Genomic DNA, 20,962 nt, shown 5'->3' with positions numbered 1-20,962 from the left:
TCTACATACATTGATAATATTTTCCCTTTGTTTGTGAGAAAGAAAATAACTTCTTAATCTTTCCGCATTATTAACATTAGTTGCCATGTTCTCAAAATTTATCATTTATAGACTCTTTTATCTTCTTGTCGGTGCCGGTTTAGTTTTAAACATATACAAATCTTTACCATCATTATCAAGAAGATAATAATCCGGTTTTACTAATGTGATCCAGTAATCTATAGGCAGCAAACGTTCGTCTCCAAAAGAAGGAGATGTGTATTGGCTAGTTGGAACATAATGAGCTTGAAACAAAACCTTATCATTATTATATGTTGACATGATTCTTGTTATATCTACATCTGAAAAGTGTTCCAAGACCCCATGTGTTACCACTACTGTAGATGATTCAAAAAACTTAGGTTCACAAATATTCTCTTTAACATAAAACAATGGGACTTTTCCTAAGTAATTATCCGTGGATATTGAGAGTGTGTTCTTGCAACATAAATCCAACATAGGAATATTGATGTCTGAGAAGATAACTTTTGAAATTTTCTTTGTATTAGAAACACTGGTTAATCTAAAAGAATTAAACAACCTCTCTCCTATTTGCGAAATAGCAAGGCTTACAGTACCTATTCCACATCCTTCCTCTTTTAAGATAAGAGGTGCTTTCAGGTCGTAGGATATTTGTTGTATATTGATAATTATTTCTTCTATAAAACGGTTGTATTTTTTACAAAACACATTCACATAACTGTTGTTACAGACACGACTTTGATAGAAATCTTCCCAGGTATTCACAGATTCTGTAATATTATCTTTGCTCATATCTCCTTTTGATTTTCAAATTACTTCTCATCAACATACACCTCTTTCTTGTTGTTAGGCCAAGATTTACGGATCAGGGAAGTGATCCTCTTCCTTTGAAGTTTCTCGATAGCTTTTCTTTTGGCTTCGGCTTTATTATTAGCCGAAACCACTATTTCAAAAGCATCCAGGTCAATCGTCACTCGGTATTTTTTCATATCGTTTTGTCTATACTCTTTCCAGATCACTACTTGCTGCAATCCCTTTTAAAACAGCTCCTCCAACTTCAACGCGATAAAAGTAAGAAGGCTGAACATTGTTATCTGAATCTTCAGAAAATGATGGATACACTTTCTTTATTCGACCAATTTTACCAACCATTGCCGGTTGCAAATCATTAGAGACAATTTTCACATTATCCCCAACATTAAATTTTAAATTTTCCATATTATTGTTGTTAAATTACGCAACCTTACGTTGCATTGTTACTAATATTTTACATAATGCCTCACAAAGAACTCGTGCCATATTAACTTCTACGGCGTTTCCTATATACTTTTTCTGTTCTGCTTTTGTTCCTATTAGCATATAATCTTCTGGGAATCCCATAATACGTTTCAACTCTGGAATCGTTAGCATTCTCATTTTTATGTCGGAAATTCCATACATGGCCATGAATTCCTTTATTTTCTTCATTACATCACTATCTGTGTCATATATCTCATATACCAATCCTTCTGGAAACATCTTAATAAAGCCAGGTAGCTCTCCCCCTCCAGATGCTTCAATCAAATATGGCGGCATCTTATCCATTCTAGCGATTAACGTAAAACAAGGTTTATCTACAGATCCGCCAGCAGAATTAAATTGAGGATTCATCAAGTAATGCCATTTACGGTTTGCGGTAATTACTGGTGCCGGTTGATTTATACTTGTGCCAACATTCTTAAAATTTGCATCTAAAATCCAAGGTTTACAGCTTACAAGGCTATATTTGGGATTAACAGTAATACAGCCTAGTGGTTTATCCAGTGAAGAAGGCTTACTGTTTCCGTATTGTTGGTCAATAAACACAGAAGAAATTAATGAAAATCGGTCTTTTGTTGTTACGGTTGGTGCTGGTTCATCTACAGATTTACAAAATCCATTTCCATAATGAACAGAAATAAATGCTTTTCCGGTTAGAATATTTAAACGGTTTATGCAAGCAACACCAAGTCGATTTTGAGTAGATATTACTGGACATGGATCCTCAACTCCCGGAGCATTGTACTTTCCAGCTTTACTCATTGAGTTATACTTAACCATGAAGGCATCTTTCCCACCTGCTACAAACTTAATAAGTCCTGCATAAATTCTTAATAAAGAAGAATCTACTAAAGGTGTTTTCCGACCAAAAATACTTTTTCCTTCATCATCAAAGTCTAACACTTCTCGTACTGCCTTCCAGTTCTTTAATTTTTGGTCTGGCTTTTTAGAATGGGTTTGCTCTGGAAAAACAATAGGTAAACTCCCTTTCGCAAATATTCCGAAAAATCTCTTCCTAGAAGTGTAAGCCCCATAGTCTGCTGAATTTAATATTTTATGTTCAAATTTGTAGCCATAAGACCTTACGTTATCCAGCCATCTCAAATAAGATTTACCTTTATCACGACTAATGGGTTTACCGTACTCATCCAAATCTCCCCATGACATAAACTCTTCTACATTCTCAATTTGAATATAGTCTGGGTTAATAGCCTCAATATACCGAAACAAGTGCTCTGCAAGTGTTCTACTATCTGCATCTCGTGGTTGACCACCCTTAGCCTTCGAGAAGTTTGTACATTCCAACGAAGCCCATAAAACTATCAATGCTTCAGGATATTCAGCTCTGCATTTTTGTAGGTGGGAAACTAAAGGTGATAAATTTAGTGTACGAATATCTTCTGTAAAATGAAGAGCGTCCGGATGATTAGCAGCATGACTTGCAATCGCATTTTTATCATGATTTACACACGCTATTACCTTAGCGCATTGTTCATTCTCTAAACGGGCTTTTTCTACCCCTGTGCTGGTTCCACCGGCACCACAAAATAAATCTATATAAAGTAATTTCATTGTTTTTCCAAGTATTCTACAATATCTTTATCAGGCATATTAAAGGTCTCTTCATCCAGATAGAAATAAATCTGTTCATCTACAGATTCTGCTTCTCGTGTACTCCAATTACCCATATCATCTAATAATTGTCGCGCTAATCTCTCGACAGATACAGTCACCTTTTCTTCATCAGGAGTGTTTTCTAAGATTACTACTGTTTTTATTGGATAATCAGCACCATTCCAATCAATATAATCTGGATTTTGGCAAAACATTCCACGAATAATCGACCATATTTTTTCTGACTGAAAATCAGAATTTTGTATATGCCAGTAACATTCCCAGTATGTAAATCCGGCACTGCGTAGTATTTCCTGAATAACCGTATCAGAGGCACCATTACTTACTGCATCTTGAAGTGCACACCAGTACCCTTGATTGAAGTCAGTCAATTTGGGAGTTAATTCGCTGGCCTTTACTTTTACGCTCCCCCTTTTATCAGAAAAAATTAGAGAAACTAATGTATCATTCTCAACAGGATAAGAAACAGAGGTACATATTTGCATAACTTTCTGCTCGTCACTATTTACAGGATGCCATATTACCTCCGCACCTATATTTACAAAATAATATTTATTCATATTCAATTATATCAAGATATGCTTAGCGAATCTAACAGTTGTTTTAATGGCTGTTTATCATCTTCATTTTTAGCTGTTAATAATTTCACTTCTCTGTCAGCTAATTGATAAAATTCATCTTTTTCAGCATAATTCATAGCTTTTATATACAATTCAAAAGCGTCTTCAATAGACATGCCATCTGCCGAAATATTAGCTAACAATTCTCCCATACACACTTCGCTTTGTGTGTATTGTTCTATAATCTTTTCAAATGTTTCCATGCTGTTAAAGAATATTTTGCCACCCATACCATATCAAATATGGGTGGCGATAATATTAAATAGTCAAGGTCTTAGTCAATTCGCCTTTATAACCACGTTCACGTAACATGTTTATAAGAGCTTCGTCACTATGCAGACAATCGTTACTTTTTGCCTCGCCTGTCAACAGGCTCGGCGAAGGCTGAAATGCTGCAACCGCTCTCACCATGCCACTGTAGTACTTGAAGTAGCTGAGGAAGTAGCCATTACTAAAGTTCACGTACCAGCTGCCGTTCTGACTGCCCTCACTGCTACTCCAAACCCAAGTTTCATCAGAATCTTCTGTAGGAAGTAAACATTCATCGGGACATCCAATTTCTTTCATTGCTTTGTTTATCTCATCACGATATGCGCAAAGAACTCCTAGCTCCATCAAACATGGCAAATACCACTGGAGACCACCTTTTTGATAGTTCCAGCAACGTTTGGCGGCAGTCATTCCATCAATATCGGTTTGTGCTTCTACGATACGTTTGGTTAGATCAAGTCCAGAGAAAGTTTGCATAGCAACAGATTCATTCTGCTCTTCAGTCAAGACCCTACCAGTGTTTCCCCATCGTTCTTTCCAGGTGTCAAACGCCAAAATACGGCTCATAAATTCTGTTGTTACGATAATGCCAATAGCATTAGTATAATTCATACCTCTTGCTCTGAAATCTGCGATTTCATACTGTTTCTTGTCGGCTCCTAAAACCGAAATAGAATACTTTTCCATACTTGTAAATTATTATTAATATTGATTTTAGAACCACACCAATAGTCTTGGAGTCTTCCAATAAAAATTGAATACTGGGAATATCTCTTTAAGTGTGGTAGTTATTTTTCCTGTAATATTTTTCACATGTCTAATTCGCAAATGGTTAGCTGTTACGATATAGTCTATTCCTGATTGTAACCCTATTTGCGAAAGAAGCGATTTCAAGAATATTTTTATATGTTGCTTTGCATCAGTAATTGAACGATAGTCGAAATCAATGTTAGCTACATACTTGATACGCTTGCGTTTCATTTATTTTTCAGCTTGTTATTAAATTTGATCTTTCCATTTCTGTATAAATCAATTTTCTTTTTTCGATACTTCCGTTTTAACTCTGTCCAATATTCTGTTGGATATTGTTTAGAGTGCTTGCGAACAGGAGGAGATAGTATAGATTGTATAAGCCGCTTGCTAACATTGAACATAGCAGCCAACCTTCTTTGGCTATATCCTTCACGGGCCAAAATTTGAATAGCCTGACGTTGTTCTGGGGACAACTTAGCGCGGCCATCAAACTTGGTTCCTGCCAACTTGATATTCTCAATTTTCAATGGCATATTTATTACTGTTTTAATGTGAATAGATTTTATAGTTTTATATGGTGTGAATAGTTGTCCACTTTAACCATTGTTTAACACAAAAGGCTGCTCTATTTTATTAGAACAGCCTTTGCTTTACAGACATCACTTTAACTATGGTCGATTGTACCTTAGTCCGTCTGTATGAATAAACCATTTCTTCAAACTTCCGTCTGACTTCTGAACTTTCTCAATATCCACTGTTAACCAATGAATAGCTCCCTCACCGAACTTGATTTCCCTTTTGGTCGGGTGTCTCCAATAATCAATCGTCTTTTTGTGCCCCATATTAATCATCATTTATTGCCACTGATTTTACCTTGTCTGTGACAGGCATGTACTCTATAAGATAAGCAAGGTGTCCGGGGGCAATATCTTCCGGCTCAATATCTACCCGGTTTCCCCATTCATTATCATAAGTCAATAATCCAATACAACCATCATCCAGCCATGCTTTATGAACCACAACGTCCATAGGACCGTCATTTGAATTAACCATAATTATAGGCGGTTCATATAATTGTTCCTCATCGTTTTCATCATCAATCCAGACAAATTCTCCACCATGAGCTTCCAATGCTAAATGTAATTCTCTAGCTTCCATTTTTCTAATTTTATCACACATGGCGTAAAAATTAGAATGCTCCATATATTCCATGATAATTCAATATTTTATGACCTACAAACACAAATATATTCTCCGGCAATTTTATATTCTTCATACCGTCCATCCCAAGAATTAAGTACCGAGCACCAACCATCCTCACTTATGATTGAATCCAACCAATCACTCAACGAATCAGTAGTTCTTTGAGCCGCCACAGATTCACGCCATAAATACGCGTATTCATCACCATTATGTACTCTATCACTAGCTATATTAGTCAGTTCATCTTCTGTACCAATATAATAATCAATACCATTTGCACAGTATAGTTGTTCACCATAGGAACATTCTTCAAATGTATCATTCAAATCACCGAATGTACATCCCAAATGTACTCCCAGAGCTACAAATCGTTTGGCTTCATCTTCGTCACATTTACGTAAATCCATTACTTGCTGGATGATTTCTTTTGTGGCAATAAACCCTTCTTTACCCATGTCAAAAACCGCTTCCAGTTCTTCTGTTAACGCAGTTTCTTCTTCTTCAACAAGGTCACAAATATTATTTATGATCTCTTCAATATTATCTGGAAGCGGACTGTATAACCAGCCATTACCATATTTATATCCATTATCTACATATAAGCCTTTTATAGCAAGAAAGAAACATTTTACGTTGTAATCTGAAGATGTATGGAAGTATTTGTTTGACAATCCAAGGATATATTGAATGGGATTATTCCTCATTTTCTCATAAAGCACATTTCTCACCTGTATTATAGCCGCGTCACTAATATTAAAATTCTTAACAAGAATCTGAAAAGAAATATCATCAAACTGTTCACGGTAATGCTCATTATATGTTTTAAACAACTCCACAAAGTAATTGTAGTCGTTAACATATTGCTCGCCGTTTAAATATTCATCTTGACGAATCGTACCGCCAGACATACCACCTAGATGATATTTGTTCCAAAATTCCAGAAGTTTCTTTTGTCCTTCTGTACGAGAAATTATATGATCGTAGCATTGCCCGGCACCCATACCTCCAGCTCCACATACCGAAACACTGAAACTTTGTTTAAATTTTTGCAATGTTTCACGGTTTATACGAGTAGATTCTTCCTTATAAACCTCAAAATCTACAGTCCAACTGTTTTTATTTTCGTCCCGAAATTGGACGGAACGTTTGAATATTATATCGTTTCTCATAATCAATCTTTCTAATTTTATTTTCATAAACCAGAGGCAATGCACCTAAACTGGTTTATGAAAACTGCCTTGATTAAGTTATTTACGCCATTCCTTCATTTTAGCAACCACATCAATGTTGTTGTCATCTAGCATTTTCTTCAACATACCAATCAAACGCCAACCTTCTCTATTCTCATACAACTTTGCCTTCTTATTCAAAAAGGCAAGGGACGCGTTTTTACCTAATGTTTTTCCATTGTCATCTATGACAACGCAATTATGAAAACGAATCATGTTCTGCATTGTAAAGAACGCTCCAGCTCCTTTGTAAGCATCTAGCCATGCTGCATTTTGAGGAGTACCCCAATGCATTTTGATACGCCTTTTATTGAACTCCTGCACCGAATGCCAAAGTTCATAAGTGTTTTCGGCATGTTGTATTTTATGTACTGCAAACAACAATGGCTTGATTACTTTTTTATCAAAATCATCAACGAAAATGTTTTGGCCGTTGATACGTTTATACGGTACCCCTTTACATTTTCTCAATTTCAACTTCTCAAATCTCTTTTTGAGTTTCTCGATATAGTCTTTTGCCATATCTAATACCACTCTTTTGTTGAACCAGCGATTTCGATCTCTGAAATTATCGACATCACCATTCTGCATCATTTTGTGCTGGGCGTACAACTCGTTATTTAGCATCTTCCACTGATATTCATATCCCATACTACGAATCACCTCTGAAACTCCAATCGGCTTATAAGCACCGTGGGTATTGGTAGTTGTATAAATTATGCGGAACATCTGTGCCATTACCCAACGTCTGAATAATTGCCGATTAGGAATTGTGCCTTGAATTATAATGGCCTGGAAGATTGGATCATCTTCTTCCAAGATACTAATGACACCATCTCTTTTTGAGGCTATAAACTCCAAACCATCTGCACTTTGCATTGCAAAAAGCTCACTAACATCAACACCAGCTTTCTTTAAAGCTTCAATACGCTCCTTAGCTTTGTTTTGATTAGCTGTAAGCGTAAACTCGGTACCACACTCAGGACATTCAAATTTTAACTGTTTCATAACTTATTAATAATTTAATTTTTAGTCTGATTATTTATTTCTCTACTGTAATCCAGTTTTTGAGAATTACTAAATCTCTATCTTTGTTGCTTTGCCAAAACCATTTACCCATTTTATTAGCATCCCAACCTATACCTAATATTATTTGACAGAGAATGTATAATTCCAATTCGACTTGTGCTATATCTCGACCAACTCCAAACAACATGTCTTCATCCTCTAAATCTTTATCAGACAAAGCCTTAAAGTATTTTCGGCTTTTACATTCACTCATTGTTGATGGAATAGAATGTTTATATCGAGTATATAAATGCTCTACATTAGACAGAAACTCATCAAGAGAAGCGCATAATTCCACACCTAAGTCTCCCTCATACTGCGAATTCTGTATAATATATTGGCCATTAAGTTTGAAACTTCGTGTTTTAAAATCTACTTTAAACTTGGTTCCGTTCTCTACTGCCCGTATTGATTCTTGATAAATATTTTTCATAATGTTTACTTTTGATTTTATACTCAAACCTTTGACACATTTCTTTAAAAGCCTGATATTAACATCCAGAATACGCCGGAATAAAGGTTTATAAAACCGTAGATGCCGGCGTAATTGTCGGATAGTTGTTAAACGCAGGGTTCTTGTATAAATGAAAGTTGTGTTACTTATAAAACAGCCCCCATTTAGCGTGACACATGTCTATATGTTTATGATATATACTGTATCAAGTAATGCCCGCGTGATCCTAGGTCATACATAGGATGACCGTCATCACGCGGGCATCATATCTTGTCCAGTATGTTAAATTACTAAATCCCAGACTGTAAACTTTGTGTGAAGTAATAAGTTGTAATTCTCAAAATATTGGCACATTTCTATACTTATTCGATTTAAAGCTGGTGTGATCAGGAACGGACCAGGAGTTCTCGGTCCTTCCTGATATATAACCAGCTATATAAATGATATTTCTTGAATTACATTTCTGTGCTAAATAGTTATCCTCATAATACTGATACATTACTTTACCCAATAGATGTATTCCGGTTGGATATTCCTGGAGCAGATGAGTTATCGACTCATAGATCCAGGAAGCTGCTCACCGGAACAGTAAACAAATGTATTCCTTGGATAGCTTTTGATGTATTTCATTTATTTTACAAGTTCTCAAGTAAATGGCACATCACTTTACTCTCATGATAATTATAAATATGACCTGATCGAGAACCTGAGGTGAGAGGCTATGCAGCCTTGTGACCTCCGGTGAACGATCAATAGTTCATACTTAGAATATGAAATTTTCTTCTTGAACTTGCCTGCTGTGCTGCTTTATAAACCCTCATAACAATCGACACATTTCTTTATCTTCATTGATATAATCCAGATGATTATATAGTGCCCGGAGTAGATACTGAAAGATGTAATCTTTCAAGGATAGAATCGGGGTACCTAATATAATCTGGATATTAAACACTTGTTCCTTGGATTTATTTACTGTGTGTTCATATTGTAGTTTACAATATTGCCACTAAAGTATTGTACGCTGCTCGCCTAGTCAAAATGGCATTCTGCATACAACCAATTGTCAAATAGCCTTCAATTTCCTTACTTTTAGATTTATTTCGATTAGCCTTAACGTTCCGACCAATGCCTCTGACAACACAACCATCAGGCTTATCTTTAACATAGCCAAGACCACCGACTTTATGTTTCCCGGTTTCAACAGCTCTCAGACAATCCATTACAAATTTGTTCAGTTCATTAATATCACCCCGAACATTACATACTGGAAGAATTTGAGTCGCCCAACTATATTCGCCATTCCCTTTATACAAATATCGGTTAACCGAATCCACAGCCTTCTTCAACGTAATACCACGTTTTCTGATTGTTCTTGATTCTATTTCTTTCTGGAAGGTTTTAAGGCGATTGGGAGAGAAAGAAATCATACTTCCCTTAATGCTGAAACCTAGAAATTTAAACCACTTGTCCATAGTCAGGTACTCTACTTTCTTGGGATTCAAATTCATTGATTTTTCGGCCAATCTCTTTTGTAAAATGGTCATAGCCTTTTCATAGTCCGGACCAACGAACAACATATCATCCGAATACCTTACGTAAAACCCATTCAATTGGGACAGTTCATCATCTAGGCTATATAGCAACACGTTGGCTAACCAGCTTGCTACTGCGCATCCTTGTTTAAGTGATTGATATTTCTCATGCAGTTCGTTGTTCTCATCGAAATACAATCCGCAATGATAGTATTTTCTTAATACATCAATTAACACAGAATGACCACACTTAGCTTCCACTTTATCAAAGGCTGCGTCAATAAACTGGATAGGAACAGAGTCGAAATATTTACTTAAATCAGACTTCCAGCCCACATAACCATCACTTTTCATGTTAACAATTGTGTGACTTACTTCCAGAACCACTTTACCACAACCAATACCGACCTGATAAGATTTACAAGCAGGATGAATCATCTCTGGCATTAAATCAAACAGCAAATCGTTCGCGATGCTTAGGATTATACGATCAATAGGTTCGTTGACATATACAGTACGAAACTCTCCGTTATCCTTCGGGATTTGTGCAATATGTGGTGGTGTTATTTGATATTTACCATTCAACATAGCTTCTGCCATGCGAATTCTGGTTGGTTCTTCTGTCAGTTTAATAAGTTCGCTCTTCCGAATATCCTTCAGAACTCCTTTCTCAATTGCTTTTGTCCATCTATCAATGTCGAAGAACATTGTAATAATCTTATCTTTCATTTTATATCTCCTTTCTTTTTGAGTTGTTCCTTATATCTCCTGTACTCACGAATTGTTGCTGCCCATTCTGCTTTTGTAGGTTTGTATCGCCCTTCTGCTTTACGTTGTTTTAAACTCTCTCTATTTTTCAAATATTTGTCTGGGCAACAAATAAATTGAATAAGACGCTTGCTCACTCCAAATATTTTAGCAAGTTTAGAGTAACTGATTAATTGCTTTTCTCTCAACCATTTTATATATTCTTTTTGGTCTGGAGTGAGCTTTATTCGTCTATCATATTGGGTTCCAGCGATACGAATCTTTTCTGATTTATACGGCATCGTTTTTAGGATACATTAAATCATCGTGTAAATTGTTAGGACATCGTTCATCGAACCAATGCCAGACATCGAACCTTGATGTTCCGGCTGGGAAGTTGAGGAAGTCTTCTTCAATCTCATCATCATTGTTTACTGGAATATCCCCAAACATTTCCCATAATTCTGAAAGGGTGCGTAATTCTACATGCTCTTCACAAATGCCACACCAGCAATCTGTCACCTCAATTGAATCATTGTATCTGATTTCACGTGTATTCGGATTTACCCATACCCTCTTTTCAACATCACTGCTTCCACATTTTGAGCAATACAATGTGTCTAATGACCTTTCTACTTGTACCCCCTTCTTTTTAAACACTATGTCAAACTGTTTGAGATTTGAAAGTTCTGTAAAAACCATTTCTGTAATAAAGGATCTCATTTTATTAATCTGTTCATCTGATGATATTCCCCATATATTAGCCGCAGCTTGTACTGCATTTTGCATGGAAAAACAGATTTGAGTCCAGTCATCGTACTCTTTTTTATCTTCGAGGATTTCATGGATTAGCGTTTTCGCTTTCTCAATGTATTCTTGATTGAATGATTTTGATGTTTTCATATCCTATTGTATTAAGTTCTTCTAACAATGACCGATATTCTTGTTCAGTAGCTAAAGGCCAATTTTTCAGAATGTCAGGAGAGCAGCCGGCGTGTTGTCCGATGTGCATATAGCTTGTCAATTTAGTTTTGGACCTATCCCAAAATTCATTCACAAATACAGCACATATTTCTCCTTCTTCTGGAGATTTTACGAAAGTTATTTTTATTTCATTTTTCATACATATCAATTATTGTTATACCATTCTATTTCAGCATCATTTGCTTCACGATACAGCATATATACACCACCAATAGTTGAGTTGTAAATAAGGGTGTATCCATCCTTTTGATGTACGGAATCAGTGCCATTATTCACCCACCTTGGTTCTTCGCTGCGAATATCATCGTCAGCCCATTCATCGCTATCCCATTGCTTCAGATAATCAATAACAGCTTCTCCATTCGCATCGGTAAAGACAGTTCCAGACCCTTTACCATCGTACAATTTATCACATTCGTCCAGCATGTCTCCGTACTGGACATCAACGACAATTCTATACAGTTTTGGGAGTTCCATTGATTTTTGAATTTTAATTATGCAACATCATCTAACGGTCCAGTATAGACTCTTCCATCCATATAATACAACCTGTCCTCATACTGGTTGTTATGTAATTCCTCCCGGATTGCATTTTCATCATTGGCCCAATACTCATATTCTTCATGCCAGCATTTGAAAAACTGTCGTAGCATTGTTCTATTAAGTCTGTGAGCGAAAAGTTGTCCGGATAACTGCACCAAGTTTTATAATATTTAATGATAGGTTCAAGCAAGTAATAATCGTAACACATACCAGTTAGTGGACAATCCTCTAAAGATTTAATAACCCTACTTCGTCTATGCTTATAAGTGCGTTTCCCGTCTATACACTCACCTGAAGTTGAATAATATTGGCCATGCGTAATGTATGGCATAATATTATTATTGATATATCGGAACAGTAACTTCCCACACAAATCCTCTGCGTAAATGTCATTATCACAATTAACTGGACATTCAAAAATTTGGTTATAACTACATTTAAAATTAAAATCGTATCCGCTATAGTTAACACTCCAACTATATGATTGGGTGTTTGTCAATTTCTCGAAAGCTCTTAGAGCCGTTACATAATCCGAACCGTAACCCTCCATACACTGCTCCATTATATTCCAGCGTTCACGCTCAATAATTTCCTTTTGTACCTCATCCGACAATTCATCAAAAGTGTACAGTTGCAATGTTATTGTTTTCATTGATTTAAGATTGTTGGTTTTTAAACTCCATATAAAGGAACTCTGATATATTTGACTGGAAATTATAGGATATTCCCCATGTTCCAAAAGTTTCAAAGAACCAGTCAACAAGAAAGTCCCGGTCCTCGTTAGCTTGTTCGCTGTCTTCACCGGCATCTAATCTAGCGATCATAGCATTTACAAGAGGCGTATCGTATGTAACCTCTCCATAAATATGATAAGGGTAGTCATAATCAATGTTATTGAAATTACCACAAATCCTGTGGTCTGGATTATGCAAGTATTTCTTCATATCAGAATTAAATTGCCAAGCCATTACATTACTGTAATCTTCCAGATATTCATCCGAAAAGTTCTCCATGATAAAATCCTTATTTTTATCATCAACCATGCTTTCACGTGCATCTTTGAGAATTTGACAAAGGCGTGTCGCCATATTATCAATATTTATATACTTCTTTTCTTCCATTTTACTACTTTATTTGAAGTTGAAGATTATCATTACCATAAGAATACATCATTACAGAAGCCCCACAAGGAGCATTTTTACCAGCATGAAAACATCTCACACCTATTTCACGAAGTTTCTGAAAAGCATCAAATGATTGATTTTCGTTTGGAAAATGCAAATCAATAGAACTACCAATATCTACATGCTGTACCTGCAAGGATACTTTGTTTTTGTGATTTAAGACTATTACATCCATATTATTCATCGTTTTTTTGTTCACGTCTATATTGTCTGTATCTATCGTATGCTTTAAATGTCTCTGCTATAGTTTCAGAGAGATCATCAAATTTTAGAGGAGTAATTTTTGCAAAATATGCAATCCCTTTAGTTGTATAACAACAATTTGTTACAAGTCTATCTGGAGTGCCAAACAAACCACGAACTTTAAATCGGTCATCTGATCTTACTTGGAAATGTTCTGACAACACCTTCAATGTTTCATTACCAGCTTTGACTGCTTCTTCCAAAGTATCAAATATACCTATGGCAATTGTCTTACTACAAGAAGTAGCTGGGCAGCTACCTATCGGTCTGTCATGATAACGAAATTCTATTTCTAACAATTCCTTTTGCATATTTCTTTTTGTTTTTATTATCGAATAGTTTTTTGATGGTGTCCATAGTTGTCCACTTTTTGAATATTAACTCGCTTTAACTTTAAAGGAAAAGGCGCAACCAGAACAATAACATTCTGATCGCGCCACCCTTCAAACAAAAACATGTCGAACAACACACATGGAAACAACAAATATATGTAGTGTTCCGGGAATCGAACCCGGATTTCTACCATAACACTTTACTCGTGCTTACGATACTCTTTCACTTGTTCAATATCATCCATATTGTTCCACCAATTTGAAAAGTCATAGTAAACAAGATCTTCATCAAATTCTTCTTCCCCATTTTCATCTGTAGAAATATAGTCTTCTCTGTCAAGGCTGGCTATATCAATCATATCTTCGGTGTCTGTGATACCGTCAAACCAATCTTGCGCTTCTTTCACATCATCTTCACTAACTCCTGCATCAAAATGTTCTCCATCCTTGTATCCAAGCCAGTCTGCAATTGTATCAAAGTCAAACCAAAAGAAATTATTTATGTCATCATCGGTCCAACCACTTTCAGGAGCAGCACTCTCCATTATGGATTCAATTTTATCCAGTTGTTCATCGGTACAGTTCTTTGCCCGATCCTCACCCCCACTCCAAAATTTGAAATCTCGAAGTGAAATTTCTGATATAACTTTCATAGTTCGTTTGCTTTTAAAAGTTCCTTAGCAACTCTTCCTACCCGCAGCAAGTATTCATTCCAGACTCTCCCATCAGAGATTCTGTTCTGAACAACAGCACTATAACCGCATTTAATATTCAATTCTCTCACATCATAAGGGGAAACAAGCATACCTCCATGTTGTGCCAAGTTATAATCCGGTTCTTTAGGAAATGATTTTATATACCTCTTAATAATTTGAATACTCTCTTGCTTATCCTTTCCTTTGGATAACAATAGTTTCTCAATACTATTCATAACAGCATTGAGATTAGGATTTACTGAATACTTCATATTACAACAGTTTTATGTATGAATACTCCAACGTCTTTCAGTCGCATTTGGGGACATAATTATCCCGCCGCAAATTTTGCGTTTGCCATTTACCACCTCAGAGAATCCAAAGCTATTTTTCGCAAAATCACCATATATTTCAATATGTTGGTTAACGGCAAATCTCACCCATTTTTGTAGACTTTTCAAGCAATCTTCAAAACTTGAATCTTGCAATTCCGAAGCAATATTCTTGACCTCTTTTACACGCTCTGATATTTCTGGGGACATTTTTAATTCCAATGGTTTGTTTATGGCTGCATACTCTTCAGGGTATTGAATGGAAAGTTGATGTATCCGGCTTCCCCAAATATTATTGAATATTGAAATAACCTTATCCTTGGATACTTTCTGAAGCTGTGCTCCATCCCAATAAAAATACTTATTATAGTCCAAATCGTCCCAATAAACAATACTTGCAATAATAGCATGAGAATCTTTCATAATTGCAAACCGGTTACTTTCTGACGAAAAAAGACTTTCTACACTGGGGCCAATAAAACACAAATGTGTTCCGTGTGTGCGCACTAACCAAAAAAATGGCTCATTGGTCTTTTCAAGAGTTTTCAAATCATACTTCTCGAAATCAGAGATGCACAATTTAGTATCGTATAACTCTTTGCGCATTTGTTCAATAATTTCTGGTATCATACTTCTTTATTTTAATTTTCACTTTTTATCAATCTTCCAGTATAACCACGGTATTCAAGCAATGTCACAATAAGATGATCTGGCACATCTCTCAAACGTCTGTAATTTTCCGTTAACACTTCAAGCAGATATTCCTCATCTTGTCCCTGCAAAAGATTAGTCAATTCCCAGCCATAACTTGTGTACATACCTATATATTTACTACTTTGGAATAACGTAATTCTCCAGTGTATCCACGTCTACGCAATTCAGCAAACAACATGTTGTCATCAAAGTCAGACATTTTCAGAGTAGCTTTTACTCCTTGTTGAGTTATGCCCCCACTGGATTTGCGTCTTCTTTCTTTGTCACACTTCTTACAATAGTTTGCCAACCCATCTTTGGTTGCCTTGTTCTTAGAAAAATTTGATTTGGGCAAACTCTGACCACATTCTTTACACACTTTTGTTTCCATTATTGTCTTGATATTAATTGTTCTCTTCAGGATGGAGTTTCAAATACTCGGTAAGTTCACAGTCATATATTTGTTCCTTAGCAATTTCAGAAACAAGGGAATCTCCTTTAGTCTCCCAGAATTTCACCAACAAATCAATATTGGCGCATTCTGGGTGCTCTGTAATTATGCGCTCTCGGATTTCTTTTGGGATGCTATCAACTACATCGCACACATAATTCAAGCGGCAGGCTTTTAATGTTATTGATACAAAGTTACTACAAAAAAGAGAAATGCGGAAAGATATAGTGATAGAATTGAGTTACAAGGGTTTCAGTCGTGCTTCCGATTATTCGTGAAGCCATCGCAATCACCGCTGAAGCCAAATCAGGACGCCGCTACGTTACTTGTCCGTAACCATGCACGGAATGGCGACAAACGGACACGGATAACGAAACAAGGCGTTAAGGATTAGTGAGTTACTGACAACTCACGCAACAAATCCGGTTACGGAAAAAGATTGCGCCGTTCCTCCCCGTTTTGCGTACCGGCGACGGACTCTTCACCAACTAATTTTGAACCTAAAAAAATAAGGACGATGAAGAGTACATTTTCAGTAATCTACTACCTCAAACGTCAGGTAGTGAAAAAGGACGGGACAGTACCCGTCATGGGACGCATTACGGTGGACGGCAGCCAAACGCAGTTCAGCTGCAAACTGACCGTCGATCCCAAGCTGTGGGACACCAAAGGGGGACGTGTCACGGGCAGAAGCTCGGCGGCACTCGAAACGAACCGCATGCTCGACAAGATGCGTGTGCGCATCAACAAACACTATCAGGAAATCATGGAGCGTGACAACTTCGTCACGGCGGAGAAGGTCAAGAACGCCTTTCTCGGACTGGAACATCGCTATCACACGCTGATGCAGGTGTTCCGGCAGCACAACGAAGACTACGAGAAACAGGTGGATGCTGGCATGAAAGCCAAAGGCACGCTCCTGAAGTACAGGACCGTTTACAAGCACCTGCAAGAGTTCCTCACCATCCGCTACCGCGTGAAGGACATCGCGCTGAAAGAGCTTACGCCCGCCTTCATCTCCGACTTCGAGATGTTCCTGCGCACGGACAAGCACTGCTGCACCAACACCGTGTGGCTGTATGTCTGCCCCTTGCGGACGATGGTGTTCATCGCCATCAACAACGAGTGGCTCACACGCGACCCATTCCGGGAGTATGAAATCAAGAAGGAGGAAACGACACGCAGTTTCCTGACGAAAGAGGAAATCCGGCTGCTGATGGAGGGCAGGCTGAAAAACGCCAAGCAGGAGCTTTACCGCGACCTCTACCTGTTCTGCGCCTTCACGGGCCTGTCGTTCGCCGACATGCGCAACCTGACGGAAGAGAACATCCATACCTACTTCGACGAACACGAGTGGATAAACATCAACCGCCAGAAGACGGGCGTGGTGTCCAATATCCGCCTGCTCGACATCGCAAAGCGCATCATCGACAAATACCGGGGTCTGTGCGGGAACGGCAGGATTTTCCCCGTTCCCCACTACAACACGTGCCTTGCCGGAATCCGTTCCGTCGCCAAGCGTTGCGGCATCACCAAGCACATCACGTGGCATCAGAGCCGACACACGGCAGCCACGACGGTGTTCCTCTCCAACGGCGTACCCATCGAAACGGTCAGTTCCATGCTGGGACACAAGAGCATAAAAACGACGCAGATATACGCGAAAATCACCAAAGAAAAGCTCAACCAAGACATGGAGAACCTTGCCGCAAGGTTGAACGGCATCGAGGAATTTGCAGGTTGCACCATCTAAAAAGAAAAGCCATGAAACGTGACATAATCATCATAGAGGACAAGGCGGTCAGCGTAACCGGTAACGAGATATGGATGACCTCCACAGAAATCGCCGGACTGTTCCACACGGGCGTCCCGGCAGTGAACGCCGCCATCAGAGCCGTCCGCAAGCCGGACGTGCTGAACGACTACGAGGTGTGTCGCTACATGCGGCTTGAAAACGGGCTTTCAGCCGACGTGTATTCGCTGGAAATCATCATCCCCATCGCCTTCCGGCTGAACACCTACCATGCACACGTGTTCCGCACGTGGCTGGTGGGCAAGGCACTCTCGAAGGAAAAGCGGCAGGCATACGTGATGTTCATACAGAACGGAAAAGCCGGGTATTGCTAAACACGCATAAAAAGAAAAAAGAAAAAGGAAACGGACAGCCCGTATGGAGTTGCCCGTTTCCTTTTTTCATGCAGCCGCCTTATTCCATCGGCTTGCGGTAGTTCGCCTCCAATAGTTCACGCAACCCCGATTCGGGGTAAAGCACCTTCCCTCCCAAAAGTATAAAGGGCAGCACCCTGTTGTTGCGGTACTCCTGCAAGGTGCGGCGGCTGACACGGAGCAGTTCCGCCACCTCCCTGTCCGTCAGGTAACGCTCCCCGTCCAACGGCGGGCGGTAACTTTCCAGAAAGGCGGAGAGCCATTTCGAGCCTTTGCGCATGTTCTGCACGACGGTGGCAAGCGGCTCGTCCTCCATCGTAAACACTTCATTGTTCTCGTTCATCATAACTTCGGATTCAGTGGGTTGTGAATAATAAAAATCAAATCATTTTCCGCCGGGATAGAGCGTGCCGACAAGCGGAATGAGCCTTTTGACCTCCTCCGGCTTGTAATAGAACCTGCGGTTTATCTGCGAGTAGCCGATAAGCCGCCTGTCACGCAAAGTCTGCAACGTGCGCGGGCTGATCCTCAACTGCCCGCAGACCTCCTCGCCCGTGAGCCACCTTTCCATCCGCCCGCCGTCGCTCCTGCGCCTCAGGGCGGCTACCTTCTCCGCGAGGGCGTTGAAGGACGCCACCATCATCTCGAAGGTCTTTTTCTCGATAGATACTATTTCCATAAGCAAAACATTTCAGAGTTTGCCGCAAAGGTAACGAAGCCGCCTTGAACACGTACCGTTTCCCGCTAAAAGGCAGCTTGTTGCGCCGTCTGTCCGGGTTACGGAGCCATTATCCGTAAAAATCTTACGTGAGCCACGTAGTGAGCTGTTAAAGCCCATTTGGTTTATTGCCGAATTTTGTCGCAGAAACATAGCGCAAGCCGAGCGCAGAACGTCAAGCCCGCTTGAACGGTATGCCGAGGCGCAGCCTATGTTCATGCAAATAAACCAAAAGAAAGAACTGAATATGAAAGTGATAACGATGGAAAGTTCCGCCTTCACCGCATTGACGGAACAGATAGCCGAGATAGCGGCACACGTGCGTGCCGTTTCCGGCGGTAGGAAGGAAGAAGCTCCCGACAGGTTGCTCACCACCCGCGAGGCGGCGCACCTGCTGAACGTGAGTTGCCGCACCCTCCAGCGCATGCGCAGCGAACAGCGCATCGCCTATGTCGTGCTGCGCGGCAAGTGCCGCTACCGGCAGTCGGAAATCGACCGCCTGCTCGAAGACAGCACCGTTACGGGCGAAGCCGCGACACCGGAACAGTTGAAACGCAACCACACGCTGCGCACGGGCGGCAGACCCAAAGGAAGGAGGACGTAAGACATGGAACTGCTTACCCGCAACAATTTCGAGAACTGGATGCAGAAGGTGATGGAACGGCTCGACCGTCAGGACGAGATGCTGCTCTCCATGCAGCCGTCCGGCAAAGCCCCGAACCCGATGGACGGGATCAGGCTTTTCGACAACCAAGACCTGTGCATACTGCTCCAGATCAGCAAGCGCACCCTGCAACGCTACCGCAGCATCGGCGCGCTGCCCTACAAGACGCTCGGCAAAAAGACCTATTACAGCGAGGCGGACGTGCTGACGTTCCTCTCCGAACATGTAAAGGATTTCCGCAAGGAAGACATAGCCTTCTACAAGGCTCGTATCCATAATTTCTTTCAAAAATAACCATTAAAACATTTTTCAGATGGCAAAGAAAAAAGACGAAAAGGACGTGCTGGTTGTCCGTGACGAGAAGACGGGCGAAATCAGCGTGGTAGCCGGGCTGAACGCCGACGGCTCCCCCAAGCGTATCCCCGCGAAAGCGGAGAACGCGCAGAGTTTCCTGCAATTCGACCGGCACGGCGACGTGCTGGACAACTTCTTCAGGAACTTCTTCCGGCAGTGCAGGGAACCCAGCCGCTTCGGTTTCTACCGTGTCGCGGCGGACCAAGCCGACAAACTGCTGGAGGTTATCAAGGACTTGCTGAAAGATCCCGACGGCAACAAGGAGATGCTTGCGCCCCACAAGGTGGACACCTCCGGCTACGAAAAGAAAGTACAGGAGGAGCAGTCCGCCGAAAAGCAGGAACAACCGGAACAGAAACAAGATGACGAACCTAAAAAACAGGAAGAAATGGAACAGAAAAACGAACAGAATCAGGAAAGTCCTCAGCAGACGCAGGGCAACCGGGGCTACCAGCCCATCGACGAGAGCAAGATCAACTGGCAGAAGTTGGAGGAGAAATGGGGCGTGAAGCGCGACGACCTTGAAAAGTCGGGCGACCTTAACAGGATGCTCAACTACGGCAAGTCCGACTTGGTGAGGGTGTCGCCCAATTTCGGCGGAGAGGCTTTCGAACTGGACGCCCGCCTCTCCTTCAAGAAGGACGGCGAGGGCAACGTCAGCCTTGTGCCGCACTTCATCCGCAAGGAGCAGAAGCTCGACGACTACAAGGAACACAAGTTCTCCGACGATGACCGGAAGAACCTGCGCGAAACGGGCAACCTCGGCAGGGTC

At 39.9% G+C, this 20,962-nt stretch carries 34 protein-coding genes; 5 read left to right on the top strand and 29 right to left on the bottom strand.

Annotation, left to right across the window (positions count from 1 at the left end; all coding sequences use genetic code 11):
* Window positions 1-117: 117 nt before the first annotated feature.
* The 27 genes from DWZ47_RS22875 to DWZ47_RS22750 all read right to left on the bottom strand — a co-directional run bounded on the left by DWZ47_RS22875 (window position 118) and on the right by DWZ47_RS22750 (window position 16,228).
* A complete protein-coding gene (locus DWZ47_RS22875; RefSeq protein ID WP_117514804.1) occupies window positions 118-813 on the bottom strand; it encodes a hypothetical protein in 696 nt (231 codons plus the stop codon).
* A gap of 20 nt (window positions 814-833) precedes the next feature.
* The gene (locus DWZ47_RS30735; protein ID WP_199488164.1) at window positions 834-1,010 is read right to left on the bottom strand and encodes a hypothetical protein; all 177 of its coding nucleotides are present in this window, start codon (window positions 1,008-1,010) and stop codon (window positions 834-836) included.
* 10 nt (window positions 1,011-1,020) lie between these two features.
* Complete coding sequence (locus tag DWZ47_RS22870; protein WP_117514802.1) at window positions 1,021-1,239, bottom strand: hypothetical protein; 219 nt, start codon at window positions 1,237-1,239, stop codon at window positions 1,021-1,023.
* A gap of 15 nt (window positions 1,240-1,254) precedes the next feature.
* Window positions 1,255-2,892, bottom strand: a complete 1,638-nt coding sequence (locus DWZ47_RS22865) for a DNA cytosine methyltransferase (RefSeq protein ID WP_117514800.1) — start codon at window positions 2,890-2,892, stop codon at window positions 1,255-1,257.
* Window positions 2,889-3,515 (bottom strand): hypothetical protein, encoded by a 627-nt coding sequence (locus DWZ47_RS22860; RefSeq protein WP_117514798.1) that lies wholly within the window; start codon window positions 3,513-3,515, stop codon window positions 2,889-2,891. The genes DWZ47_RS22865 and DWZ47_RS22860 overlap by 4 nt, the downstream gene beginning before the upstream one ends.
* Window positions 3,516-3,526: 11 nt before the next feature.
* Complete coding sequence (locus DWZ47_RS22855; RefSeq protein WP_055268810.1) at window positions 3,527-3,778, bottom strand: hypothetical protein; 252 nt, start codon at window positions 3,776-3,778, stop codon at window positions 3,527-3,529.
* A 55-nt stretch (window positions 3,779-3,833) separates the two neighbouring features.
* On the bottom strand, window positions 3,834-4,532 hold the full coding sequence (locus DWZ47_RS22850; RefSeq protein ID WP_117514796.1) for a DUF1566 domain-containing protein: 699 nt from the start codon (window positions 4,530-4,532) through the stop codon (window positions 3,834-3,836).
* A 290-nt stretch (window positions 4,533-4,822) separates the two neighbouring features.
* A complete protein-coding gene (locus DWZ47_RS22840; RefSeq protein ID WP_115484590.1) occupies window positions 4,823-5,131 on the bottom strand; it encodes a helix-turn-helix domain-containing protein in 309 nt (102 codons plus the stop codon).
* 135 nt (window positions 5,132-5,266) lie between these two features.
* A complete protein-coding gene (locus DWZ47_RS22835) occupies window positions 5,267-5,452 on the bottom strand; it encodes a hypothetical protein (RefSeq protein WP_115484589.1) in 186 nt (61 codons plus the stop codon).
* Complete coding sequence (locus DWZ47_RS22830; RefSeq protein WP_233525094.1) at window positions 5,442-5,756, bottom strand: hypothetical protein; 315 nt, start codon at window positions 5,754-5,756, stop codon at window positions 5,442-5,444. Before DWZ47_RS22830 ends, DWZ47_RS22835 begins: the two co-directional genes overlap by 11 nt.
* Window positions 5,757-5,824: 68 nt before the next feature.
* Window positions 5,825-6,970 (bottom strand): hypothetical protein, encoded by a 1,146-nt coding sequence (locus DWZ47_RS22825; RefSeq protein ID WP_233525093.1) that lies wholly within the window; start codon window positions 6,968-6,970, stop codon window positions 5,825-5,827.
* A 78-nt stretch (window positions 6,971-7,048) separates the two neighbouring features.
* Window positions 7,049-8,038 (bottom strand): ubiquitin carboxyl-hydrolase, encoded by a 990-nt coding sequence (locus DWZ47_RS22820; RefSeq protein WP_117514792.1) that lies wholly within the window; start codon window positions 8,036-8,038, stop codon window positions 7,049-7,051.
* 34 nt (window positions 8,039-8,072) lie between these two features.
* Window positions 8,073-8,531, bottom strand: coding sequence for a hypothetical protein (locus tag DWZ47_RS22815; RefSeq protein WP_117514790.1), 459 nt, complete (start codon window positions 8,529-8,531; stop codon window positions 8,073-8,075).
* A 1,013-nt stretch (window positions 8,532-9,544) separates the two neighbouring features.
* Complete coding sequence (locus DWZ47_RS22810; RefSeq protein WP_117514788.1) at window positions 9,545-10,813, bottom strand: RNA-directed DNA polymerase; 1,269 nt, start codon at window positions 10,811-10,813, stop codon at window positions 9,545-9,547.
* Complete coding sequence (locus tag DWZ47_RS22805) at window positions 10,810-11,133, bottom strand: hypothetical protein (protein WP_117514787.1); 324 nt, start codon at window positions 11,131-11,133, stop codon at window positions 10,810-10,812. Before DWZ47_RS22805 ends, DWZ47_RS22810 begins: the two co-directional genes overlap by 4 nt.
* Window positions 11,123-11,734, bottom strand: a complete 612-nt coding sequence (locus DWZ47_RS22800; RefSeq protein ID WP_117514785.1) for a hypothetical protein — start codon at window positions 11,732-11,734, stop codon at window positions 11,123-11,125. Before DWZ47_RS22800 ends, DWZ47_RS22805 begins: the two co-directional genes overlap by 11 nt.
* A complete protein-coding gene (locus DWZ47_RS22795) occupies window positions 11,697-11,954 on the bottom strand; it encodes a hypothetical protein (RefSeq protein WP_115484583.1) in 258 nt (85 codons plus the stop codon). The genes DWZ47_RS22800 and DWZ47_RS22795 overlap by 38 nt, the downstream gene beginning before the upstream one ends.
* 5 nt (window positions 11,955-11,959) lie before the next feature.
* Window positions 11,960-12,292, bottom strand: coding sequence for a hypothetical protein (locus DWZ47_RS22790; protein WP_115484582.1), 333 nt, complete (start codon window positions 12,290-12,292; stop codon window positions 11,960-11,962).
* 17 nt (window positions 12,293-12,309) lie between these two features.
* The gene (locus DWZ47_RS31095) at window positions 12,310-12,468 is read right to left on the bottom strand and encodes a hypothetical protein (RefSeq protein WP_233525092.1); all 159 of its coding nucleotides are present in this window, start codon (window positions 12,466-12,468) and stop codon (window positions 12,310-12,312) included.
* A 546-nt stretch (window positions 12,469-13,014) separates the two neighbouring features.
* The gene (locus DWZ47_RS22780) at window positions 13,015-13,479 is read right to left on the bottom strand and encodes a hypothetical protein (protein ID WP_008768598.1); all 465 of its coding nucleotides are present in this window, start codon (window positions 13,477-13,479) and stop codon (window positions 13,015-13,017) included.
* A 4-nt stretch (window positions 13,480-13,483) separates the two neighbouring features.
* On the bottom strand, window positions 13,484-13,717 hold the full coding sequence (locus DWZ47_RS22775; RefSeq protein WP_128131928.1) for a hypothetical protein: 234 nt from the start codon (window positions 13,715-13,717) through the stop codon (window positions 13,484-13,486).
* Between the two features lies 1 nt (window position 13,718).
* On the bottom strand, window positions 13,719-14,096 hold the full coding sequence (locus tag DWZ47_RS22770) for a hypothetical protein (RefSeq protein ID WP_008768597.1): 378 nt from the start codon (window positions 14,094-14,096) through the stop codon (window positions 13,719-13,721).
* A gap of 221 nt (window positions 14,097-14,317) precedes the next feature.
* On the bottom strand, window positions 14,318-14,770 hold the full coding sequence (locus DWZ47_RS22765) for a hypothetical protein (RefSeq protein ID WP_008768596.1): 453 nt from the start codon (window positions 14,768-14,770) through the stop codon (window positions 14,318-14,320).
* Window positions 14,767-15,084 (bottom strand): hypothetical protein, encoded by a 318-nt coding sequence (locus DWZ47_RS22760; RefSeq protein ID WP_008647782.1) that lies wholly within the window; start codon window positions 15,082-15,084, stop codon window positions 14,767-14,769. Before DWZ47_RS22760 ends, DWZ47_RS22765 begins: the two co-directional genes overlap by 4 nt.
* A gap of 12 nt (window positions 15,085-15,096) precedes the next feature.
* Window positions 15,097-15,774, bottom strand: coding sequence for a DUF4120 family protein (locus DWZ47_RS22755; protein ID WP_008768595.1), 678 nt, complete (start codon window positions 15,772-15,774; stop codon window positions 15,097-15,099).
* An 11-nt stretch (window positions 15,775-15,785) separates the two neighbouring features.
* Complete coding sequence (locus tag DWZ47_RS30455; protein WP_008647785.1) at window positions 15,786-15,962, bottom strand: hypothetical protein; 177 nt, start codon at window positions 15,960-15,962, stop codon at window positions 15,786-15,788.
* A gap of 2 nt (window positions 15,963-15,964) precedes the next feature.
* Complete coding sequence (locus tag DWZ47_RS22750) at window positions 15,965-16,228, bottom strand: hypothetical protein (RefSeq protein ID WP_032555573.1); 264 nt, start codon at window positions 16,226-16,228, stop codon at window positions 15,965-15,967.
* A 577-nt stretch (window positions 16,229-16,805) separates the two neighbouring features.
* On the opposite strand from DWZ47_RS22750, the gene DWZ47_RS22740 reads away from it, so the two are divergent.
* Together DWZ47_RS22740 and DWZ47_RS22735 are read left to right on the top strand one after the other, a co-directional pair.
* Window positions 16,806-18,041 carry a site-specific integrase gene (locus tag DWZ47_RS22740; protein ID WP_008645569.1) on the top strand — a complete coding sequence of 412 codons (1,236 nt, stop codon included), beginning with the start codon at window positions 16,806-16,808 and terminating at the stop codon, window positions 18,039-18,041.
* 11 nt (window positions 18,042-18,052) lie between these two features.
* On the top strand, window positions 18,053-18,415 hold the full coding sequence (locus DWZ47_RS22735) for a hypothetical protein (RefSeq protein WP_008645570.1): 363 nt from the start codon (window positions 18,053-18,055) through the stop codon (window positions 18,413-18,415).
* Window positions 18,416-18,494: 79 nt separating this feature from the next.
* Here the strand turns inward: DWZ47_RS22735 and DWZ47_RS22730 are convergent, their stop codons facing one another.
* Window positions 18,495-18,800: a helix-turn-helix domain-containing protein gene (locus DWZ47_RS22730; RefSeq protein WP_008645571.1), complete on the bottom strand. Its 306-nt coding sequence runs from the start codon at window positions 18,798-18,800 to the stop codon at window positions 18,495-18,497.
* Window positions 18,801-18,839: 39 nt separating this feature from the next.
* Window positions 18,840-19,133 carry a helix-turn-helix domain-containing protein gene (locus tag DWZ47_RS22725; RefSeq protein ID WP_032535412.1) on the bottom strand — a complete coding sequence of 98 codons (294 nt, stop codon included), beginning with the start codon at window positions 19,131-19,133 and terminating at the stop codon, window positions 18,840-18,842.
* A gap of 250 nt (window positions 19,134-19,383) precedes the next feature.
* On the opposite strand from DWZ47_RS22725, the gene DWZ47_RS22720 reads away from it, so the two are divergent.
* From DWZ47_RS22720 to DWZ47_RS22710, 3 genes are all read left to right on the top strand, one after another.
* A complete protein-coding gene (locus DWZ47_RS22720) occupies window positions 19,384-19,776 on the top strand; it encodes a helix-turn-helix domain-containing protein (RefSeq protein ID WP_008655856.1) in 393 nt (130 codons plus the stop codon).
* A 3-nt stretch (window positions 19,777-19,779) separates the two neighbouring features.
* Entirely contained in the window at window positions 19,780-20,130 is a 351-nt protein-coding gene (locus tag DWZ47_RS22715) for a helix-turn-helix domain-containing protein (RefSeq protein ID WP_008655857.1), read from the top strand.
* 19 nt (window positions 20,131-20,149) lie between these two features.
* Window positions 20,150-20,962 (top strand): DUF4099 domain-containing protein (locus DWZ47_RS22710; protein ID WP_199488163.1); only part of this gene is annotated, 813 nt, incomplete at its 3' end.

Source organism: Bacteroides sp. AF32-8BH (assembly GCF_003435205.1).
GTDB classification, from domain to species: Bacteria; Bacteroidota; Bacteroidia; order Bacteroidales; family Bacteroidaceae; genus Bacteroides; species Bacteroides ovatus.
This window is presented reverse-complemented; position numbering and strand designations above follow the sequence as displayed.

Excerpts from the sequence above, each read along its gene's own strand:
- DWZ47_RS22875 (WP_117514804.1), bottom strand. The coding sequence starts at position 813 with ATGAGCAAAGATAATATTACAGAATCTGTGAATACCTGGGAAGATTTC.
- DWZ47_RS30735 (WP_199488164.1), bottom strand. The coding sequence starts at position 1,010 with ATGAAAAAATACCGAGTGACGATTGACCTGGATGCTTTTGAAATAGTG.
- DWZ47_RS22870 (WP_117514802.1), bottom strand. The coding sequence starts at position 1,239 with ATGGAAAATTTAAAATTTAATGTTGGGGATAATGTGAAAATTGTCTCT.
- DWZ47_RS22865 (WP_117514800.1), bottom strand. The coding sequence starts at position 2,892 with ATGAAATTACTTTATATAGATTTATTTTGTGGTGCCGGTGGAACCAGC.
- DWZ47_RS22860 (WP_117514798.1), bottom strand. The coding sequence starts at position 3,515 with ATGAATAAATATTATTTTGTAAATATAGGTGCGGAGGTAATATGGCAT.
- DWZ47_RS22855 (WP_055268810.1), bottom strand. The coding sequence starts at position 3,778 with ATGGAAACATTTGAAAAGATTATAGAACAATACACACAAAGCGAAGTG.
- DWZ47_RS22850 (WP_117514796.1), bottom strand. The coding sequence starts at position 4,532 with ATGGAAAAGTATTCTATTTCGGTTTTAGGAGCCGACAAGAAACAGTAT.
- DWZ47_RS22840 (WP_115484590.1), bottom strand. The coding sequence starts at position 5,131 with ATGCCATTGAAAATTGAGAATATCAAGTTGGCAGGAACCAAGTTTGAT.
- DWZ47_RS22835 (WP_115484589.1), bottom strand. The coding sequence starts at position 5,452 with ATGATGATTAATATGGGGCACAAAAAGACGATTGATTATTGGAGACAC.
- DWZ47_RS22830 (WP_233525094.1), bottom strand. The coding sequence starts at position 5,756 with ATGGAAGCTAGAGAATTACATTTAGCATTGGAAGCTCATGGTGGAGAA.
- DWZ47_RS22825 (WP_233525093.1), bottom strand. The coding sequence starts at position 6,970 with ATGAGAAACGATATAATATTCAAACGTTCCGTCCAATTTCGGGACGAA.
- DWZ47_RS22820 (WP_117514792.1), bottom strand. The coding sequence starts at position 8,038 with ATGAAACAGTTAAAATTTGAATGTCCTGAGTGTGGTACCGAGTTTACG.
- DWZ47_RS22815 (WP_117514790.1), bottom strand. The coding sequence starts at position 8,531 with ATGAAAAATATTTATCAAGAATCAATACGGGCAGTAGAGAACGGAACC.
- DWZ47_RS22810 (WP_117514788.1), bottom strand. The coding sequence starts at position 10,813 with ATGAAAGATAAGATTATTACAATGTTCTTCGACATTGATAGATGGACA.
- DWZ47_RS22805 (WP_117514787.1), bottom strand. The coding sequence starts at position 11,133 with ATGCCGTATAAATCAGAAAAGATTCGTATCGCTGGAACCCAATATGAT.
- DWZ47_RS22800 (WP_117514785.1), bottom strand. The coding sequence starts at position 11,734 with ATGAAAACATCAAAATCATTCAATCAAGAATACATTGAGAAAGCGAAA.
- DWZ47_RS22795 (WP_115484583.1), bottom strand. The coding sequence starts at position 11,954 with ATGAAAAATGAAATAAAAATAACTTTCGTAAAATCTCCAGAAGAAGGA.
- DWZ47_RS22790 (WP_115484582.1), bottom strand. The coding sequence starts at position 12,292 with ATGGAACTCCCAAAACTGTATAGAATTGTCGTTGATGTCCAGTACGGA.
- DWZ47_RS31095 (WP_233525092.1), bottom strand. The coding sequence starts at position 12,468 with ATGCTACGACAGTTTTTCAAATGCTGGCATGAAGAATATGAGTATTGG.
- DWZ47_RS22780 (WP_008768598.1), bottom strand. The coding sequence starts at position 13,479 with ATGGAAGAAAAGAAGTATATAAATATTGATAATATGGCGACACGCCTT.
- DWZ47_RS22775 (WP_128131928.1), bottom strand. The coding sequence starts at position 13,717 with ATGGATGTAATAGTCTTAAATCACAAAAACAAAGTATCCTTGCAGGTA.
- DWZ47_RS22770 (WP_008768597.1), bottom strand. The coding sequence starts at position 14,096 with ATGCAAAAGGAATTGTTAGAAATAGAATTTCGTTATCATGACAGACCG.
- DWZ47_RS22765 (WP_008768596.1), bottom strand. The coding sequence starts at position 14,770 with ATGAAAGTTATATCAGAAATTTCACTTCGAGATTTCAAATTTTGGAGT.
- DWZ47_RS22760 (WP_008647782.1), bottom strand. The coding sequence starts at position 15,084 with ATGAAGTATTCAGTAAATCCTAATCTCAATGCTGTTATGAATAGTATT.
- DWZ47_RS22755 (WP_008768595.1), bottom strand. The coding sequence starts at position 15,774 with ATGATACCAGAAATTATTGAACAAATGCGCAAAGAGTTATACGATACT.
- DWZ47_RS30455 (WP_008647785.1), bottom strand. The coding sequence starts at position 15,962 with ATGTACACAAGTTATGGCTGGGAATTGACTAATCTTTTGCAGGGACAA.
- DWZ47_RS22750 (WP_032555573.1), bottom strand. The coding sequence starts at position 16,228 with ATGGAAACAAAAGTGTGTAAAGAATGTGGTCAGAGTTTGCCCAAATCA.
- DWZ47_RS22740 (WP_008645569.1), top strand. The coding sequence starts at position 16,806 with ATGAAGAGTACATTTTCAGTAATCTACTACCTCAAACGTCAGGTAGTG.
- DWZ47_RS22735 (WP_008645570.1), top strand. The coding sequence starts at position 18,053 with ATGAAACGTGACATAATCATCATAGAGGACAAGGCGGTCAGCGTAACC.
- DWZ47_RS22730 (WP_008645571.1), bottom strand. The coding sequence starts at position 18,800 with ATGATGAACGAGAACAATGAAGTGTTTACGATGGAGGACGAGCCGCTT.
- DWZ47_RS22725 (WP_032535412.1), bottom strand. The coding sequence starts at position 19,133 with ATGGAAATAGTATCTATCGAGAAAAAGACCTTCGAGATGATGGTGGCG.
- DWZ47_RS22720 (WP_008655856.1), top strand. The coding sequence starts at position 19,384 with ATGTTCATGCAAATAAACCAAAAGAAAGAACTGAATATGAAAGTGATA.
- DWZ47_RS22715 (WP_008655857.1), top strand. The coding sequence starts at position 19,780 with ATGGAACTGCTTACCCGCAACAATTTCGAGAACTGGATGCAGAAGGTG.